This is a genomic window from Puia sp., assembly GCF_036500295.1.
Classification (GTDB): Bacteria; Bacteroidota; Bacteroidia; order Chitinophagales; family Chitinophagaceae; genus Puia.
In genome coordinates, this window is record NZ_DASYCH010000042.1 from 40,008 (window position 1) to 59,556 (window position 19,549).

The following is a 19,549-nucleotide window of genomic DNA, read 5'->3' on the forward strand; positions in this document are numbered from 1 at the left end:
CCGCTATCGCGGAAAGCTCATCTTATAGTCGACATTGATCTTCCCCCGGGTGATGTCATCAAGCTTGCCCTTTAGCAGCTTTCGCTTCAGCGGCTTGAGATAGTCGATGAATAGTTTCCCCTCGATATGATCGTACTCATGCAGGATGATCCGCGCCGAGATCCCATTGTAAGTCGAGACATGCGACTCGAAATTCTCGTCCACATATTCGATCGTCACCTCCTCGCTGCGAAAGATGTCCTCCCTGATCTTGGGAATACTCAAACACCCTTCGTTATAAGCCCATTCCTCCCCATTCAACCCGGTGATATGCGCATTGATAAAAACCTGTTTGATCCCCGGACCATCAGGATACTTGTCCTTCTCGTCCTCTTCCAGGTTGGTGAATATCTGCTGTGAATCCACTACAAAAAGCCGGATATCCCGGTTGATCTGCGGCGCCGCCAACCCCACCCCACTGCTCGAATACATCGTCTCCCACATATCCTCGATAAGTTTTGACAACTCGGGATACTCAGGCGTGATGTCTTTGCTCACCACCCGCAGGATCGGCGTTCCATACGCCACGATAGGTAAAATCATATCATATACATTTTATATTTCATTGGCCGCTGCGCCCCAACCACTCCTGCAACAGGATCGTGGCCGCGATCTCATCCACCAGCGCCTTATTCTGCCGTTGTTTTTTCTTCATTCCCATCTCCACCATGGCCCGCGAAGCCAGCTTCGAAGTGAACCGCTCATCCACCGCCGTTACCGGGATCGAAGGGAACTCCTTCCGCAACTTCGCCATCGCCTCCCGCGCAGGCTGCGTCCCATGCGTATCGCTGTCATCCCAGTTCTTCGGTTCACCGATGAGAATCAGCTCCACCGCCTCCGTCTTGAAATACTCCTTCAAAAAAGCGATCAGCTTAGGCGACTCCACGGTCGTCAATCCCGTCGCGATGATCTGCAGAGGATCGGTCACCGCGATCCCCGTTCGCTTCAGCCCATAATCTATCGCCATGATCCGCGCCATCCTCATTAATTGTTATGTTGTCTCCTTTCGGCTTGTTATATAAAATAGCCTCCGGCGCCAACCGTCTAATGTCGGGCCTTCGGCCAATTGGCCTCCGGCCCATTATGCTCCAAAAAAGCCTCCGGCGTACACACCGGCAACACCGGCGTAGCCGCTAAGGAAAGCTCATTATTTCGCGTGATAAAATAATCCAGTTTGTGATGTAATGCCGTATAATAGGCAAGGGCATCATCAACATCGCTCATCGTCGACAACAGCGCGCTGACCGCTATCGCATGCCCCGTATCAATGACCTGCACTTCCGCCAGGATCGCCAGCAACAGTTCTTTCGCCCGCCCGGCTCCATACACCTCCTTCAATCTCCGGCCCGTTTCCTGCATCACCGCGGGCGTCACATAAGCCTGCACCCGGCCGTTCACCGCCCATTCCATCAGACGGCGGGCAGCTCCCCGGCCCTCCCGCTTAAGCGTAAAGTCCAGCAGGACGCTCGCATCGAGAAAGACCCTAAAAGCCATCCTTTACCTCCGGAATTTCCAGCTCATCCACCAGATCAAGAATATTCTTCCGCAGCACCGGCTTGGTCACACTGCGGAAATAGCTCTCCACAAGCTCGGAAACACTCATTTGCTTGCTCGCGGCATAGGCCTTCATGGCATCCAGCAACGCCCCATCAATAGTTAGGTTTAGTCGCTCCTTCATTTCGCAAATATACGCACTTTATCGAATTATGCGCATCAATAGAGGAAAAATACATACATCGACCCGATCACAAACACCGCAAAAACGACGCTGGCAATGCCATTGGCAGTCATAAAGGCGAGATTCACCCGGCTGAGGTCATGGGGACGAACGATCGCATGCTGATAGATCAGCATCCCGATAAAGATGGCCACCCCAACCCAATAGGGCCAGCTGAACTGGCCATGGTAGCCCGCAAATACCACGCAGACCATACTCAGGAAATGCAGGAATTCGGACACCCGGAGAGCCTTCGCCTTTCCCAGCCAGGAAGGCATCGAGTACAGTTGCTGGGATTTATCAAACTCCTCGTCCTGCAAAGCATAAATGATATCGAATCCGCTCACCCAGAAAATAACGGTAAACGAAAAAAGAACGGGTAATAAGGCAAAACGACCCGTTAGCGCCAGATACGCGCCGATGGGTGCCAGGGAAAGCCCCAGGCCCAGGATAAGATGACACAACGGCGTGAAACGCTTCGTATAGCTATATCCCAACACAACCGCAAGCGCCACGAAAGACAGGGCAAAACAAAGCAGGTTAATAAACCAGGTACAAACGATAAACGCAAGGCAATTGAAGATGACGAACCTCAGCGCACTGCTCTTCGAGATGATCCCGCGCGGTATCTCCCGGATAGCCGTACGCGGGTTCCGCGCGTCAAACTCCACGTCCAGCCAGCGATTGAAGGCCATTGCCGCACTCCGGGCAAAGATCATACACAATACCACCAGCAGCAGGCGGAAGACGATCTGCCATCCGGTCTCCGGAACCTGCGAAAGATCCACTTCGGCATGGGCAAACGCAAAGGGATAGATGATCGTGTGCCAGCCCGGCACGGAAGAAGGCGTATGAAAGCCGGCAATGGTCCTTTGCCGCACGATAATGGGAAAAGCCCCCAGAAAAAAACCGATCATCGCAAACGGCATCGCAAAAATGGTATGCGAAAACCGGATCAAACTCAAATAGCTCTTTACCTTGCTCATAATTATTTTTTATTCGTCGGCTCCGCCCGGCGTCGCCGCCCGCACCCGAACCAGCTCCCACAACACGATCCCCGCCGCGATAGATATATTCAACGAATGCTTCATCCCCCACTGCGGGATCTCGATCCCGCCATCGCAAAGCGCCAGCGCCTCCTCACTCACCCCACTCACCTCGTTGCCAAAAACCACGGCAAGCGGCCCCGAAAAACGCCCGGAAAACTCCGGCAAAGAGACACTCCCCTCCGCCTGCTCCACTGCAAACACCGCATACCCCCGCGACTTAAGCTCCCCAACCGCCTCCGCCGCGGAACCAAAATAGACCCATTCCACCGTTTCCGTGGCCCCCAGGGCGGTCTTGTGGATATCCCGGTGGGGCGGCTGGGGGGTATACCCGCAAAGATAGATGGCCTGGATGAGAAAGGCATCAGCCGTCCGGAACACACTACCGACATTGTGCATACTACGGATATTGTCCAGGACGACCACAATTGGCGTCTTTTCCGATTCCCGGAAGGCATTCACCGATTTCCGGTTCAGTTCATCCATCCCCAGTTTGCGCATTCGCAAAGGTAATTACCTTTAAATAAAAATCGCTCATGAGAAAACAAACCCGCCTCCTGGTCATAGGACTGCTATTCCTGTCAGCCGGCGCCACGGCCCAGGAAGAGAAAGTAGACATGGCCACCATTCAGAAGATCCGCGAAGAAGGATTGAACCACTCCCACGTCATGGACATCGCCTTCCACCTCACCGACGCCAGCGGCAACCGCCTCACAGCCTCCCCCGGCTTCATGAGAGCCGCCAACTGGGCTAAACAACAGCTCACCGCCTGGGGCCTAGTCGGCGCCACCCTCGACCCCTGGGGCGAATTCGGCAAGGGCTGGGAACTGCAAAAGTCCTATCTCGCCATGACCGCACCCTACTACAAACCCCTTATCGCCTATCCAAAAGCCTGGTGCGGCGGTACCGAAGGACCAAAAACCGCCTCCGTCCTCCTCATCAGCGCAACCGACTCCGCAGGCCTGGAAAAATACAAAGGCCAGATGGCCGGCAAGATCCTCATCCCCGAGATCAACGAGGTCTACCAGCAAAGCTTTAAACCCGACGCCACCCGCCACACCGATGCCCAACTGGATTCCATGTCGAAAGTGGTCATGCGTCCCGTCGACACCGCAGAACTGCGCCGCCGCCGCGCCGGCTTCAACCGGGGCGCACTCGCCTTTCTTAACACCCTTCGCAACGAAGCGATAGAAGAAGGCGCAGTAGCGATCCTCAGCCAGTCCAACCGCGGCCATGACGGAACCCTCTTCGTACAGGGCGGCGGCTCCTACCAGCCTACCGCGCCCGCCAACTTCCTCGATATGGTCATCACCCTCGAAGACTATACCACCATCGTCCGCCTCCTGATGGCAGGCATGCCCGTTACCCTCGACGCCGACGTAAAAACAAAATTCCAGACCGATGACACCAAAGGCTACAACGTCATCGCCGAAATAAAAGGCACCGACAAAAAACTCAAGGACGAAGTAGTCATGCTCGGCGGCCACCTCGACTCCTGGCACAGCGCCACCGGCGCCACCGACAACGCCGCCGGCTGCACCGTCATGATGGAAGTGGTCCGTATCCTCAAAACCCTCGGCATCCAACCCCGCAGGACCATCCGCATCGCCCTGTGGAGCGGCGAAGAAGAAGGCCTCCTCGGAAGCCGCGGCTATGTGAAGAAAACCTTCGCCGATCCAGCCACCATGGTGTTGCAACCCGCACATGAGAAATTCGCCGGCTACTTCAACATCGACAACGGCACAGGCAAGGTTCGCGGCATCTACCTCCAAGGCAACGAAGCCTGCCGCCCCATCTTCACCCAATGGCTCCAGCCCTTCCATGATCTCGACGCCAACACCGTCACCATCAGCAATACAGGCGGCACCGATCACCAGTCCTTCGACGCCGTTGGCCTCCCCGGCTTCCAGTTCATCCAGGACGAGATCGAATACAGCACGCGTACCCACCACACCAATATGGACTCCTACGCACACCTGCGCGAAGACGATCTCAAACAGATAGCCACCATCGTCGCCGCCTTTGTCTACAACACGGCCCAACGCGATGAGAAACTGCCAAGGAAACAACTGCCAAAGCCGCGTCCTGCCGGCCGCGGCGGATTCTGATCCACGCAAGATCTCAATCAACAACTTATCCCCATACAAAAGCCCCGGCAATCCAATTGTCGGGGCTTTCTTACATTTGTCCCCCATGGCAAAAAACAGCGCCGACACCCCGCTAATGCAACAACACCGGGCTATCAAACAACGATACCCCGATGCCATTCTGCTGTTTCGCGTCGGCGACTTCTACGAGACCTTTGGCGAAGACGCGATCGTCGCCTCCAAAGTACTCGGCATCACCCTCACCAAACGCAACAACGGCGCCGCCTCCTCCTCGGAGCTGGCAGGCTTCCCGCATCATTCGCTCGACACCTACCTGCACAAGCTGGTAAAAGCCGGCCATCGCGTCGCCGTCTGCGATCAGCTGGAAGACCCCAAATCCGTAAAGGGAATCGTGAAAAGAGGAGTCACCGAATTGGTCACCCCCGGCATCGCCACCCATGACAAACTGCTCGAAAGCAACACCAACAATTATCTCGCAGGTATCAGCTTCCCCGAGAACTGGCCCTCGTCCGATGCCCCCATCGGCCTCTCCTTCCTGGATATCTCCACAGGCGAGTTCGTCCTCGCCGAAGGCAACACAGAATACGCCGATAAACTGCTCCAGACCTTCCACCCCTCGGAAGTCATCTTCCCGCGAAGCTTCCAGAAACATTTCAAGGAGGTCTTCGGCAGCAGGTTCTTCACCTATACGATGGAAAGCTGGCTCTTCGATACGTCCTTCGCCACCGGGATCCTGCTCAAACATTTCCAAACCCATTCACTGAAAGGATATGGAGTGGAGGAAATGAACGCCGGGATCATCGCCGCCGGCGCCCTTATCCACTACCTCAAGGAGACCGAACACCCGAATCTCCAGCACCTTTCCACCATCCGGCACCTGGACCGCGATGACTTTCTCTGGATGGATAAGTTCACCATCCGCAATCTCGAACTGCTCGGCCCCGCAGGCGGCGAACAGGGCCAAAGCCTTCTCAAAGTCCTCGACAACACCGTCTCCCCCATGGGCGCACGCCTGCTCAAACGCTGGCTCCAGATGCCGCTGAAAGATGCCCCCCGCATCCACGAACGCCTCGATACGGTGGAGTTCTTCATAAAGAACCCCGATCTGCGCAGTGCCCTCACCCAGCATATCCATCAATGCGGGGATATCGAAAGACTCGTCGGCAAGATCCCCATTCGCAGGATCGGCCCCCGCGAGGTCCTCCAGCTGGCCCGCGGCCTGGATCATATTACCCAAATAAAAGACCTGGCAGAAGGCCTCCCCGAAGGCTGGTTCCCCAACTCCGCCCGGCAACTCGATCCCCGCCCCGAAGTAAGCCGGCGCATCCTGGCTACCATTGCCGATAATCCCCCCGCCGTAGCGACAAAGGGCGACACCATCCGCGCCGGCGTCAACGAAGAACTCGACCGCCTCCGCGACATCGCCACCAACGGTAAAGAATACCTTATCAAGCTTCAGCAAAAAGAAGCCGAACGCTCAGGTATCACCTCCCTGAAAATCGGTTTCAACAACGTCTTCGGCTATTACCTCGAGGTCACCAATACCCACAAGGACCGCGTCCCCCCCGAGTGGATGCGCAAACAAACCCTCGCTAACGCAGAGCGGTATATCACCCCCGAACTAAAAGAATACGAAGAGACGATCACCGGCGCCGAAGAAAAGATCCTGACGATCGAAAGCGACCTCTACGAACAGCTGCTCACCTTCCTGCAGACATCTATCGCCCCGATGCAGGCCAACGGCCAACGCCTGGCGGAATTTGATTGCCTGCTTTGCTTTGCAGCCAACGCACTGCAATACAACTATAAAAAGCCTGTCCTCCACGAAGGCCGCGAGATGGACTTAAAGGCCAGCCGCCATCCCGTCATCGAAAGAAGACTCCCCGCCGGCGAAGCCTATATCGCCAACGATGTACTCCTTGACCCGGCCACACAACAGATCATCATCCTCACCGGCCCCAATATGAGCGGTAAGAGTGCCCTGCTCCGCCAAACCGCACTCATCACCCTGATGGCCCATATGGGCAGCTTCGTACCCTGTGACGCCGCCCATATCCCACTCACCGATAAGATCTTTACCCGCGTCGGCGCTTCCGATAATCTTAGCGGCGGAGAATCGACCTTTATGGTGGAAATGAACGAAACGGCAAGCATCATCAACAATATCTCCCCAAAAAGCCTGATCATCCTCGATGAGATCGGCCGAGGTACGAGCACATACGACGGCATCTCCATCGCCTGGAGTATCGCCGAATACCTCCACAATACCGAAGAAACCCCAAAAACACTTTTCGCCACGCATTACCATGAGCTTAACGAATTGGAACTCAAAATGCCCCGCATCCGGAACTACCATATTACAAACAAGGAAGTAGGCAACAAGGTCGTCTTCCTCCGGAAACTTGCCCCGGGCGGCAGCACACACAGCTTCGGTATCCACGTAGCAAGGATGGCCGGCATGCCTCAGTCCCTCCTGCAACGCGCCGAAGAGGTCCTCCGCCAGCTGGAAGACAAACCCGTCGGCGCACCGATCGAAGAATCCTTGAAAAAAGTCAGCATGCCAAAGCTGCAGCTCTCGATCTTCGACACCCATACCGAGACCTTTCACCGCATCCGCAAACTCCTGGAAGACACCGATATCAACCGGCTGACTCCCGTTGAAGCCCTCCTCAAACTCCAGGAAATAAAAAGCACGCTCCACTAAGCAGCAGCCCGCATCGGCCCGCATCTCATCAGCCCGCATCGGCTCGCATCGGCCCACCGGGGTCCGACCCCTTCACCGGCCGCGATCCTTTCCGTCCACAATAAATTTGGCTTTATCCCCTCCTCATTGTTATACATCCCTGAAAATCGCCCGAGTCTTTTCGTTCGCTATTTTCAATCCTCACGATCCTCGTATGATCAGATTTTCGTATCAACTGCATGACTTTCGTCATTGGCTTTCCGATTTCAGCAATCTCCTCAATATACCCGTAAAGGGCGGCCTTTTGGAATTCCCTCCACATCTGGGTGAAGGCGCCATCCACGCAGCCCAACTGCCCATGGGCTTCTCCTACGTCATCATGAACTTTACCCTGAAGGACGATCTCGTTCTCTTCCGCCGGGAATCCACCCCCCAGAGCCTCTGTCTCCTCTTCAGCCCCGCCCCATTCCTCGGCTCCACCTCGGGGACACTGGAAACAGCGTTCCCGAAGAACACCCCCGTAAAACGAATCGGCCTTTTCTTCCCCGCCGAATTCCTCCACCGGCATCTTCGTAAGGACATCCTCGACGATCTCTTCCGCTATACCGATACCCACCCCAACCCATCCGCCAAAGAGCCAACACCCTTCGAATACCGCTCGATCATCGAAGACATTTACTCCATCGATAACAGATCCCTGCTCACCCGCCTCGTCCTCCACAACAGGATCCTGCTGCTGGCCGAGAAATTCCTCAACTCCTTTCTGACAAAGGCAAGCTTCTCCCTGCCCGACGGGAAAGCCTGGATAAAAGGCAAGGAAAAAGACCTCGACGCACTGAAAGGTATCGTCCAGATACTCAGCGACACCCAGCTCAATAAATTCCCCTCTATCGAAACCCTCTCCAAAACAGCGATGATGAGTTCCACCAAACTCAAAACCCGCTTCAAACAGATCTATGGGATGAAGCTCTACGAGTTCTACAACCGCAGCCGCCTGGAGCAAGCCAGGGAAATGCTGAAGACCGGTGACTTCTCCGTAAAACAGGTGGGCATCAACATCGGATTCTCCAACCTCAGCAATTTTGCAAAAGCTTTCAAAAAAGAATTTGGCGTCCTCCCCAAAGAAGTTCTTAAGAATAAATAGCAAACCTTAAGGATCAATAAATAACACCTTTATTGACTCTTGAAAGTTTTGTTAAATAGCCTTTACAGCTATTAAAAGGAGGTTTGTAGCCTGCTCCGGTGCCAATTATATCGTAATTTTGCGGCTTTGCGCAGCTATTTGGTCTTTCCCATCCCCCTATCCCCGCGACTATTGCCATTAAGAGAAAAATATTGGACCGCTGTCCAAAAGTGTAAACGTGTCAAAAACAGGTGAATATGGTAATGTACTCTTTTCAGCTAGAGAATTTTGAGAATTGGCTTGCCGGTCTTGCCGCCCGTCTTAACACCACGGTCAGCAACCGGATACTCATCATTCCCGCTCAGCTTGGCTCTGGAACCATTCAAGCCCACAACATCAATTCGCACCTCTCCTACGCTGTCATGAACTTCAAACTCGATAGCGATCTGGAACTTCATCGCGAAACCGGAGCACCCGGCTTTGTGATCTCGTTCAATCTCGTGGAAGTGCAAAAAGAACTCCTCGTCGGTCATCGTCAGCAGATCGTCAGCGACAAACGTCCGTTCCGCAATGACATCTTCCTTACCGATGCCCGCGACAGCACCTTCATCCGGATAGCCGCCGGCTCCACCGTACGAAGACTGCTCATCTTCTGTTCCCATGAACTGGCGATGCAATACCTGCCGCAGGATATCTTCGCCAAACTGGCGGTACAGGCCCGCGAGAACAGCATCAACGACCATCCTCTTTTTATCAATCTGTCCCATCGGACAATGCTCAAAGAACTGTTCGAACTCAAGGAGAACGATGTCCTGATGCCGATCCGCCGACTCTCGGGGACCATCCACCTCATAGAAAAATTCCTCCACTCCTTCCTTCGCCAGGAACAGGCAGCATTGCCGCGAACGGTGAAAAAGAACGATCTGGAAAGCATGCAACATGTGGAGCAGATCCTCAGCAGCAGACTCGAAGGCTTCCCTTCACTGGAGTCGCTCGCGCAGGAGGTATTTATGAGCACCAGCAAACTGAAGAATCTCTTCAAACAGGTGTACGGCCACACCCTTTATGATTATTATAATAAGAGCCGCCTGCAAAGGGCCAAAGACCTCCTTCTCACCGGCCAGTGCAGTATCAAACAGGCCGGAAGCGAAATAGGCTTCAGCAATCTGAGCCACTTCGCCAAAGCATTCCGTAAAGAGTTTGGGATCCTGCCCAGAGACCTCGTAAAAGGTCGCTGATCAACCCATCAACCGATCCGTTACCGTGATCCGTCACCGCGATCCATCACCCTGGAAGCGAAACAAGCCCGTTTTTGGTCCAATCATCCTAGCCAATCATTCCTCATTCAGGACAAGGGGTAGCAAACGGCGATCCGCCATCTCGGGGGGTCGCCTTTTTGTTCCGCTTGCGCGGGCATCGGATCGCGTGCCTTTCGCACTTACATCAGATCGCGTAACCTTTGATACAGTTCCGTAAAAATCTTGAAATTTTTTTGGTAAACAGCCGCTCTGGCCGCATCAGGCTCATACACAGCCTCCGGCTTCACCAGCGATGCGGCGACATCGAGCGCCGGCACGATCCCCAGCGCATACAACCCGAGCTGTGCAGCCCCGATGGCCGAAGCATCCGCACTACCGGTTACCAATACCTTTTTCTGGAAGATATCGGCAATCAGCTGCAGCCACGCCGGACTGTGAATAAACCCGCCGCTCGCATGGATACGTTCGATCGGCCCGATCGTTTCCTCCAGCGATGCACCGATCTGGCGGAGGGAAAGACTGACGCCCTCCAACACGGCCCGCAGAAAATGCCGCTGCTCATGGATCGATCGGACCCCAAAGAATACACCCTTGGCACGGGCATCCCAGACCGGCGCCCGTTCACCAAGCAGGTAGGGCAGAAAGACAAGCCCCTCGCTGCCCGGGGCAACCTGATCCGCTTCGGCAACCAGCCGCTCCAGTTCATCGGCATCGGCGCCCTTCCGCCCCAGCACCTGGTTCGCATACCACTGGAGGACATTGCCCCCGTTATTGGTGGCGCCGCCGCAGACATAGTATCCATCCGCAAGGACATAACTGAAGATGCGTTCTTTCGCGTCCGTTTCCGGAGCCGTTGTCGTCATCCGGATGGCGCCGCTCGTACCGATCGTCAGCGCCGTATCCCCCCGGCCGATCGCCCCGGTCCCCAGATTCGCCAGACATCCATCGCTGCTGCCGATGACAAAAGGAAGGTCCACCGGTAACCCAAGCGATGCCCACCCGGGCAACAGACCCGCTTCCCAATACGTACAGGGCACCGGCTCGGACAATCTTCCGGCATCGATGCCCACCAACTCAAGCGACTCGGGATTCCATATCTTCCGCCGGATATCGAATAACCCCGTCGCCGAAGCAAGGGAATGATCCACCCGGTATTTGCCGAAAAGCCGCCGCCAGATATATTCCTTGATGGAAATAAATCGCGCCGCCCGCTTGAATAGCGCCGGCTGCTCCTCACGCATCCAAAGTAATTTACACAAGGGAGACATGGCATGGATAGGCGTACCGGTCACGGCATAGATCCGGCTGCCGGTCTCACTGCCCTTCAGGGCACGGGCATAAGATTCGCTCCGCAGATCGGCCCAGGTCATAGCCCTGGTCAGCGGATGCCCGTCGTCATCCACGGCGATCAGGCTGTGCATGGCACAGCTAAAGCCGATCCCCGCCAGCCCCTGTCCTTTCACCCCACGGCCGGCCAGCCCCGCAGCCACCATTTTCGCGACCACCTCTTTCAAGGTCGCCACCACCGCCTCCAACAGGTGATCAGGGTCCAGCTCATGCCGCCCGTCGGCATCTGTATATACAGGATAGGACGCACCGGCACTGGCCAGCACCGCCCCGTTTTCCGAAAAGCACACCGCCTTGGTGTTCGTGGTGCCGATATCAATGCCGATAACAACCCTCATCAGGAAAATATTATATGAGATCCTTTAGCTGCCGGACTACGGCGTCAACTTCTTCTTTCGTATTATGCTTGCAGAACGAGAATCGGACCGTGACCTGGTTGGGGTTATGATTGATCACGCGGATAACATGCGACCCCTGCTCGGCCCCGCTGGTGCAGGCGCTTCCACCCGAAGCGCAGATATGATGAATATCGAGGTTGAAAAGCAACATCTCCGACTTTTCGGTCTTGGGAAAAGAAACGCTAAGCACGGTATACAGGCTCCGCCCCACCGGATCGCCGTTAAAAGCAATCCCCTTTAGCTGTTTCTTCAGCTGCTCCATCATGTACAGCTTCAACCCCTTGATATACGAGCTGTCGGCATCATAGCCGGCCGTCGCGAGCTCCAGGGCCCTGGCAAACCCAACCACCCCATAGACATTCTCCGTCCCCGCCCGCATATTCCGCTCCTGCGAGCCGCCGTGGATATAGGGGTTGATCCGCACATTCTCATTGATATACAAAAGCCCGATCCCTTTTGGCCCATGGAATTTATGCCCCGCCCCGGTGATAAAATGCACCGGCGTGTTCCGCAGGTCAAAAGGGAAATGCCCCACCGTCTGAACCGTATCGGAATGGAAAATGGCGCCGTATAATTTACACAACTCGCCAACCGACTGGATGTCGAGGATATTACCGATCTCATTATTGGCATGCATCAGCGTGACCAGCGTCTTCCCGGTGCTCCCCGCCAGCTTCTGCTCCAGGTCCTCCAGGTCGATATGCCCGTTAGGCAATATGCTGACATAGTCCAGCGAGGCTTCCCCACGCTTGTGCAGATGCTCCACCGTGTGCAGCGTCGCATGATGCTCCAGGGGCGAACTGATGATATGCTCGCACCCAAGGTCCCGGACGGCAGCCGTAATAGCCGTATTCGAACTCTCTGTCCCACCCGACGTGAAGAAGATCTCCGCCGGATGCGCATTCAGGATCTTCGCCACGGACTTCCGGCCGTTCTCGATCGCCAGCCTCGATTCCCTGCCATATGAATAAATGGAAGAAGGATTACCGTATTTTTCGGTGAGATAGGGCATCATGGCCTCCAGCACCTGCGGGTCGAGGGAAGTGGTGGCGGCATTGTCAAAGTAGATTCTGTCCATAGCGGGTGCAAGGTACGCCATTTTCGAATTCACAGCAGCCCCGGCGGGCGGCTCCCCCGCAGGTCCCGGACGAAGGCCCCCTATGGGGCGCTGAACTCCTTGATATCCTGCATAAGCCGGAGCGCGATATTATTCGCCGTCGTCTCAAAGCTGCTTTCCGCATAAATGCGGATGATCGGTTCCGTATTCGAACTGCGGAGATGAACCCAGTCGCTGTCGAACTCGATCTTCAGCCCATCCTCGGTATTGACAGGGTGATTCTTGTACTTCGTTTTGATCTTCTCCAGCACCGCCGGCACATCGATACCCGTCCGAAGCTCGATCTTATTCTTGGAGATGAAATAGTCGGGATACCTGGACCGGAAGGACTTCACACCGCCCTTCGAATGTGCCAGCGCACTCAGGAAAAGCCCGATGCCGATCAGCGCATCCCGGCCATAATGCAGGTCGGGGACGATGATCCCACCATTCCCCTCTCCACCAATCACCGCGTTGACGGCCTTCATCGTATTGACCACATTGACCTCGCCCACCGCCGAGGGAAAATACTCCCCGCCACGGCTGATCGTAACCTCCTTCAGCGCCTTCGTACTGCTCATATTGCTGACGGTATTCCCCGGTCGCTGGCTCAACACATAATCGGCCACCGCCACAAGGGTATATTCCTCACCAAACATGCTCCCGTCCTCGTTGACAAAACAAAGCCGGTCGACATCCGGGTCCGTGGCAATGCCCAGATCGGCCTTTGATTTCTGAACCTTGGCGCTGAGCCCGGCAAGATTCTCCGGCAGCGGTTCCGGGTTATGCGCGAACCTTCCATTGATCTCTTCATTGATCAGGATCACCTCAACTACCCCAAGCGCCTTTAACAGCGGCGGAATGAACAGGGCGCCGGTGGAATTGATCGTGTCGACCACGACCCTGAACTTCTTCTGCCGGATCGCCGCAACATCCACCAGCGGATAATTGACGACGGCATCGATATGCTTTTGCAGCCAGCTGTCCGACTGCAGATACGTTCCCAGTTTATCGACGGAAGCAAAAACAAAATCTTCCTTCTGCGCCTTCTCCAGCACGGCCTTCCCTTCCTCTGCACTGATGAATTCCCCGCTGCTGTTCAGCAGCTTAAGGGCATTCCATTCCTGGGGGTTGTGACTGGCGGTCAGGATGATCCCCCCCGCGGCCTTCTCCCCCGGCACGGCCAGCTCCACGGTAGGCGTCGTGGACAACCCAAGATCCAAAACATCCAACCCTAATCCCAACAACGTATTAACCACGAGCGCGCTGACCATCTCCCCACTGACCCGGCCGTCCCGGCCGATCACGATCTTCTTACCCTTATTGACTCGCAGGATGATACTGCCGTAAGCAGCAGTAAACTTAACAATATCCAACGGAGAGAGATTCTCGCCCGGCTTTCCCCCGATCGTTCCCCTGATTCCGGAGATACTTTTGATCAATGCCACAGAAACTTTGTTTTACAGGTTTGCCCAAAAAAATACCCGGCTGACCGGTCTGCAAAAATAAGGTTTCCGCCAATTTTTTTCGTCATTTCTTATTCTTAAGCAACATATACCTCGCCGCCTCGTACATCGCGTCCGACAAACGCGCCATCTCCTGCTTCACCGGCCCCTGGATCACGGCTGCGGGCGGCGGATCATTATTCACGACGGAAACCATCTCTTCCTTACCCGTTTTCAGTTGACGGCGATAAAAATAATCCCCACGGACCACCCCGATATAAAATTGATCGGGATCGTAGATAAAGGCCAGCTCCTTCCCGCGATAACGCGCCGAATCGAGGATATCCCTTCCCAGCGTAGTATTGCGATATCCCAATCCGCAAAGCCCAGCCAGCGTCGGCAACACATCCACCTGCGAACACTCCCCGCCGATCCGGCGCGGCGCCAGGAGCTTTGGTGCATAGATCAGCAAGGGTACATGCTCGGCCGTCAGCCGCTGATCGGTCCACGCCCGGGGCAACAGCGCACTGGCATCCCCGGGGATCCCATGATCCCCGACAAAAAGAAATATCGTATTGTCAAAATAGCCTTCCTTCGATGCCGCTTCGATAAAACTGCGGTAACCAAAATCGGTGTACCGGAAGGCATTCATTTCTTCGTTGCTCTCAAAACCGTTGCGGTGGAGTTCCTCGGGTGTAACCGTCACCGGCCGAAAGGTTTGCCGGTCCTCGGCCGGGATCGTATACGGCCGGTGATTATCCGACGTCTGGATCACCGCAAAAAAAGGCTCCCGCTCCTTCCGTAACACCTTGTTGGCTTCGAGAAAGAGATTCTTGTCGCTGATCCCCCAGACATCCACTTTCGGCGCACTGTAATCCTGCTGCTCATACAAATGAAGGCCGCCGATATTATCGGTCAGCAATCCACGAATATTCGCCCAGCTGGTGCTGCCGCCCAAAAAATAAAATTTATCATAGCCTGCAAAATCGTTGATGATGCTGTGCTGATCGACGGCTGACGGGTTCCTGCTGGAAGTCGTCGTCGCCGCGGCCACATCCGGGATACCCGTAATAACGGCCCATATCCCCCTGGCCGTCCCATAGCTGGGGGTAAAACAATGATCGAAGAACACTCCCTTTTGACACATCTCGTTAAAAAAAGGCGTCGTGTTCAACGGATTTCCCCACATCGAGCTTTTATAAGCGCTAAAAGACTCGCAGATCACCAGGACCACATTGGGCTTCGAGTGTAGGGCTCCCGCACGTGGGTCCACTTTCCGGTCGAACAGGCCGCCCGGCAGTTCCCCCTTTACCGCCGCGGGCGCCACGCTGTCCCAACCATAATAGGACGCAAGCGCCGGCACCGCCGCTCTCACCTTCGCGGAGTCATAAGCGCTATGCCGGTATCTGAGACTGCTGAAAAAAGACTGGAAGGGATTAAGCGAAAGATTGGCCTGATAGTCGCTCCCAAGCCCAAAGGCGTCACTCCATCGAAGCGGATACTGCCCGATGCGGCCAAAGACCGCCAGCCCAAGCAGCAGAAAGGACACAACATAGATGCCGATACGAACTCTCTTCTCCCGCCGGTTCTTCACCGGGTATTCCTCCCGCCGGCCCGTTCGCTCATATAGCAGCCGCACGATCCGCCGGATCGCCCAGGTGCCCGCCACCAGCAGCAGCAGGATGCGAAAGACGGGGTAAGTCTCCCAAACCATCGTCGTGGAAATACCGGCATCCGCCAGATAATTGAGAACACTGGCATTAAGCCGCTGCGAGAGATAGCTGTAATGTGCAAAGTCCACCGAATAGAAAAAGACAAGCAGAAATGCCGCTAACCCCATCAACCCCAACACCCACCGGCGGCCCGCCCTGCTCTCAAAAAGCCGCGGCCCCGCCACACACCCCGACAGCAAAAGGATCAGCTCCAGGATGCCCACATACCGGAGGTCGAAACGTACCCCAAGAAGAAAAGAAGAAACCACAGCCCCAAACGAATGGCCCTGCCTGCTAAAAGCAAGAAATAAGCCCAGTCGTAACAAGCTCATGATCAATAAAAAAATAATACCCGTTGAAAAAACCAAACGCACCGTTTTTGGAATATTTGGTAAATTTGTCGCCGATCTGTTTATCATGCCTGAATTATATCGAAACGGGCGTAAAATTAGATGAATTTATATTAAACCATGATGTTACTCGACGCGGGCCCTCATCATCTGGTTTTTTTGCATACGATCTTACAGGGCGACTACTGGCTCTTTTCCCGTATAAACCAGGCCTGGTCAGCCCCCTTCCTGGATTTTGGGTTCCTTTTTATGCGGGAGCAGGAATTATGGTATCCATTCTATCTTTTTCTTTTTGTCTTCGCCACCCTGAATTTCCGCAAGAAAGGCTGGCTCTGGTCCGCCTACTTTATCATGACCGTCATCATCAGCGATCTGATCAGCAGCGGCCTCATCAAGAATCACCTGGTCTTTCGCCTTCGCCCCTGCGCCAACCCCGCCTGGGCGGATACCATCCATTTTATCGCCAATTACTGCCCGGCCAGTTCGAGCTTCACCTCTTCCCATGCCTGTAACCACTTTGCCATGGCCGTCTTCCTCTATCACACCTTGAAACATACAAGCCCCTGGTGGCGCCTGGTATTCGTCTGGGCCTTTCTCATTTCCTACGCCCAGGTCTATGTCGGTGTCCATTATCCGCTGGATGTAGTCTGCGGCGCCATCGTGGGCTCACTCATCGGCTGGGGGACAAGCCGCGTATTCAAACTCCAGGCGGGCACTCTCCATTTACCATCCCATAATTCATCTCATGCTTGAGCTGATCATTTTATTGCTTCTGATCTTCCTCAACGGGTTATTCGTTATGGCGGAGATCGCCCTCGTTTCGGCCCGAAAGACCCGGCTCGAGAACCTCGCCGATAACGGTGACGAAAAAGCCCGTTCCGCACTGCGGCTGGCCGAAAAACCCGAGCTGTTCCTTCCCACCGCGCAAATCGGTATTACGCTCATCGCCATCCTCACCGGCTTCTACTCCGGCGAGAAATTCAGCGCCGATCTGCAGCCATATCTGGAAAAGATCCCCTATCTCCGGCACTATGCCGCCAATATCTCCACCGGCGTGATCCTGGTCTGCGTAACCCTGCTGTCCATCTGCTTCGGGGAACTGATCCCCAAACGCATCGGCCTGCTCCGGGCCGAACAGATCGCCCGCCTCGTGGCAAGACCCGTCCGCACCCTGTCCCTCATCACCCACCCCATCGTCTGGCTGCTCAACAAGACCAGCAACCTCTTCTTCAAATTCTTCCAGATCCATCCGAACGAAGACAGCGCCGTCACCGAAGACGAGATAAAAGCCATCATCAACGAAGGAACCGAACAGGGCGCCATCGAAGAAGCGGAACAGGAGATCATCGAACGGGTATTCCACCTCGGCGATCGCAACATCACCTCGCTGATGACCCATCGAAGCGACATCATCTGGTTCGATCTCCAGGAAAATGAAGAGACCATCAAGGGAAAGATCATCCGCGAGCCCCACTCCGTCTATCCCATCTGCGACGGAGAGATCGATAACATCAAGGGCATCGTGTCCATCAAAGACCTCTACGTCACCGACGACAATGTCCCTTTCAAGGATATCATGACCCAGGCACTGTTCGTGCCCGAGAACAATAGCGCCTACATGGTCCTCGAAAAGTTCAAACAATCGAAGATCCACTGCTGCTTCATCGTCGATGAGTACGGCAGCCTGCTCGGACTGATCACCCTCAACGATATTCTGGAAGCCATCATCGGCGATATCGCCCAGCCGGATGTCGCGGATTATGAGATAACCCAACGGCCCGAAGGGGGATATCTCATCGACGCCCAGATCCCCTTCTATGATTTTCTCGCCCATTTCCATAAAGGCGACTGGCTCACCGAAGGCGGCGATGACTTCGACACCCTGGCTGGGTTCATCTTAAGCGAACTGGAACATATACCCGGCACCGGGGAAAAACTGAAATGGCGGGGCTTCACCTTCGAGATCATCGATATGGATTCCGCCCGCATCGACAAGGTGCTGGTAACCCTCTCCGAAGAAATGGAGAAAGAATACAAGGAAGAAGAAGAAGGCTAGAAGTCAAAGGAAGCACTGGCCTCGGGACAATCCAGCCGCGTACTCTTCCGCTGACCACCCACCGTCACATGCATGATACCGATCTGCTGGCTGAAACTGTCGTAAAGCAGCTCGTTCACCACCTCGATGCGCCTCACCGCCGGCACATCGTTCACCTGGAAATAACTCCAGGTCCCGTCATTTTCCTTTTCACTGCCCACAAAATGAAGTACAACGGCCTTCCCGTCGAGCTTTAGCCGCAGATGCTTCTCGACATATTCCGCTACCAGCCTGTCCGCGACAGCCTTGTCCTTCGCGGCGGAGAGATCGACAGGCGTCTTCGACATCTTCTCCAGCGCCGCCTCCAGGTCGTTGGTAAACATTTTACAGCTGACTTCCAATATCTTATCCTTGGGATTATGATTGATCTCCGTGACGCTGATATACAGAGGATGCGGTCCCGCCGCTGTCATGATCACCCCGATAAGGGCTACGCTAAACCATTTAAATAAAGATGCCGCCATTTAAAAAGTAAATTTCAGAAAGACAAAAGTCTGAATAATTTTACAATTTCCCCACCATGTCGGATTTTAAACTCTATTTTGGCATCGGCATCGATCACATCCTCAACCCCGAGGCTCTCGATCATATCCTCTTCGTAGCCGCCCTTTGCCTGCGCTACCTCGCAAAGGACTGGAGAAAAGTGGTCGTCCTCGTCACGGCTTTTACGATCGGTCACTCCGTCACCCTGGCCCTCAGCGCCCTGGGACTGGTGCATATCGCCACCCGCTGGATCGAGTTCCTGATCCCGCTGACCATCGTCGCAACGGCCCTGAACAACCTGGTACAGCGGCAGGACCGGGTAGAACATCCCTCCCGGCTGCCTATCATCTATTTCTTCGCCCTCTTCTTCGGACTGATCCACGGCCTGGCCTTCGCCAGCACCCTCGTCAGTCTCGTAGGAAAAGACGAACTGGTCCTGCCCCTGCTGGCATTCAACCTGGGCATCGAAGCCGCCCAATTGGTCGTGGTTGCCGCAATCCTGGTAATTTCCTTTATTTTCGTGCAGCTCGTCAGGATACGCAGGATATGGTGGGTGAGAGGCGCATCGGCGCTGGTGCTGCTCGCCTCGTTGAAAATGGCTTTTGATCGCTGGCCCTGAACAAAGCTTGTCTATTATCAAAACACATA

General features: G+C 54.9%; 18 protein-coding genes. 7 read left to right on the forward strand and 11 right to left on the reverse strand.

The genetic code is table 11. The annotated features are described in order from the left end of the window. Positions 1-3 precede the first annotated feature (3 nt). The 6 genes from def to VGM48_RS07900 all read right to left on the reverse strand — a co-directional run bounded on the left by def (position 4) and on the right by VGM48_RS07900 (position 3,303). On the reverse strand, positions 4-582 hold the full coding sequence (gene def / locus VGM48_RS07875) for a peptide deformylase (RefSeq protein ID WP_331577775.1): 579 nt from the start codon (positions 580-582) through the stop codon (positions 4-6). Positions 583-601: 19 nt separating this feature from the next. Next, positions 602-1,018: a Holliday junction resolvase RuvX gene (gene ruvX, locus VGM48_RS07880; RefSeq protein ID WP_331577777.1), complete on the reverse strand. Its 417-nt coding sequence runs from the start codon at positions 1,016-1,018 to the stop codon at positions 602-604. A 65-nt stretch (positions 1,019-1,083) separates the two neighbouring features. Beyond that, the gene (locus tag VGM48_RS07885; protein ID WP_331577779.1) at positions 1,084-1,533 is read right to left on the reverse strand and encodes a PIN domain-containing protein; all 450 of its coding nucleotides are present in this window, start codon (positions 1,531-1,533) and stop codon (positions 1,084-1,086) included. Next, positions 1,523-1,717, reverse strand: coding sequence for a DUF6364 family protein (locus tag VGM48_RS07890; RefSeq protein WP_331577781.1), 195 nt, complete (start codon positions 1,715-1,717; stop codon positions 1,523-1,525). The genes VGM48_RS07885 and VGM48_RS07890 overlap by 11 nt, the downstream gene beginning before the upstream one ends. Positions 1,718-1,752: 35 nt before the next feature. Next, a complete protein-coding gene (locus tag VGM48_RS07895; RefSeq protein WP_331577783.1) occupies positions 1,753-2,742 on the reverse strand; it encodes a UbiA-like polyprenyltransferase in 990 nt (329 codons plus the stop codon). Positions 2,743-2,751: 9 nt separating this feature from the next. Next, entirely contained in the window at positions 2,752-3,303 is a 552-nt protein-coding gene (locus tag VGM48_RS07900) for an RNA methyltransferase (RefSeq protein WP_331577785.1), read from the reverse strand. 35 nt (positions 3,304-3,338) lie between these two features. Here VGM48_RS07900 and VGM48_RS07905 point away from each other — a divergent pair, with 35 nt between their 5' ends. The 4 genes from VGM48_RS07905 (at position 3,339) to VGM48_RS07920 (ending at position 9,954) form a co-directional block, all read left to right on the forward strand. Next, complete coding sequence (locus tag VGM48_RS07905) at positions 3,339-4,910, forward strand: M28 family metallopeptidase (RefSeq protein WP_331577787.1); 1,572 nt, start codon at positions 3,339-3,341, stop codon at positions 4,908-4,910. 85 nt (positions 4,911-4,995) lie between these two features. Beyond that, complete coding sequence (gene mutS, locus VGM48_RS07910) at positions 4,996-7,614, forward strand: DNA mismatch repair protein MutS (RefSeq protein WP_331577789.1); 2,619 nt, start codon at positions 4,996-4,998, stop codon at positions 7,612-7,614. A gap of 193 nt (positions 7,615-7,807) precedes the next feature. Beyond that, complete coding sequence (locus tag VGM48_RS07915) at positions 7,808-8,737, forward strand: helix-turn-helix transcriptional regulator (RefSeq protein ID WP_331577791.1); 930 nt, start codon at positions 7,808-7,810, stop codon at positions 8,735-8,737. A 236-nt stretch (positions 8,738-8,973) separates the two neighbouring features. Further along, the gene (locus VGM48_RS07920; RefSeq protein ID WP_331577793.1) at positions 8,974-9,954 is read left to right on the forward strand and encodes a helix-turn-helix transcriptional regulator; all 981 of its coding nucleotides are present in this window, start codon (positions 8,974-8,976) and stop codon (positions 9,952-9,954) included. 200 nt (positions 9,955-10,154) lie between these two features. Here the strand turns inward: VGM48_RS07920 and VGM48_RS07925 are convergent, their stop codons facing one another. From VGM48_RS07925 to VGM48_RS07940, 4 genes are all read right to left on the reverse strand, one after another. Further along, the gene (locus tag VGM48_RS07925) at positions 10,155-11,660 is read right to left on the reverse strand and encodes a gluconokinase (RefSeq protein WP_331577795.1); all 1,506 of its coding nucleotides are present in this window, start codon (positions 11,658-11,660) and stop codon (positions 10,155-10,157) included. 10 nt (positions 11,661-11,670) lie between these two features. Further along, positions 11,671-12,798, reverse strand: a complete 1,128-nt coding sequence (locus VGM48_RS07930; RefSeq protein ID WP_331577797.1) for a cysteine desulfurase family protein — start codon at positions 12,796-12,798, stop codon at positions 11,671-11,673. A gap of 80 nt (positions 12,799-12,878) precedes the next feature. Beyond that, positions 12,879-14,264, reverse strand: coding sequence for a phosphoglucosamine mutase (gene glmM / locus VGM48_RS07935; protein WP_331577799.1), 1,386 nt, complete (start codon positions 14,262-14,264; stop codon positions 12,879-12,881). 82 nt (positions 14,265-14,346) lie between these two features. After that, positions 14,347-16,305, reverse strand: coding sequence for an LTA synthase family protein (locus VGM48_RS07940; RefSeq protein WP_331577800.1), 1,959 nt, complete (start codon positions 16,303-16,305; stop codon positions 14,347-14,349). 138 nt (positions 16,306-16,443) lie between these two features. On the opposite strand from VGM48_RS07940, the gene VGM48_RS07945 reads away from it, so the two are divergent. Together VGM48_RS07945 and VGM48_RS07950 are read left to right on the forward strand one after the other, a co-directional pair. Beyond that, complete coding sequence (locus tag VGM48_RS07945) at positions 16,444-17,076, forward strand: phosphatase PAP2 family protein (protein ID WP_331577801.1); 633 nt, start codon at positions 16,444-16,446, stop codon at positions 17,074-17,076. Beyond that, positions 17,069-18,379, forward strand: coding sequence for a hemolysin family protein (locus VGM48_RS07950; protein ID WP_331577803.1), 1,311 nt, complete (start codon positions 17,069-17,071; stop codon positions 18,377-18,379). Before VGM48_RS07945 ends, VGM48_RS07950 begins: the two co-directional genes overlap by 8 nt. On the opposite strand, the gene VGM48_RS07955 is transcribed toward VGM48_RS07950, so the two are convergent. After that, positions 18,376-18,882 carry a DUF6702 family protein gene (locus VGM48_RS07955; RefSeq protein WP_331577805.1) on the reverse strand — a complete coding sequence of 169 codons (507 nt, stop codon included), beginning with the start codon at positions 18,880-18,882 and terminating at the stop codon, positions 18,376-18,378. The two genes, VGM48_RS07950 and VGM48_RS07955, sit on opposite strands and share 4 nt — an antisense overlap. A gap of 56 nt (positions 18,883-18,938) precedes the next feature. On the opposite strand from VGM48_RS07955, the gene VGM48_RS07960 reads away from it, so the two are divergent. Then, positions 18,939-19,520, forward strand: coding sequence for a HupE/UreJ family protein (locus VGM48_RS07960; protein ID WP_331577807.1), 582 nt, complete (start codon positions 18,939-18,941; stop codon positions 19,518-19,520). Positions 19,521-19,549 lie beyond the last annotated feature (29 nt).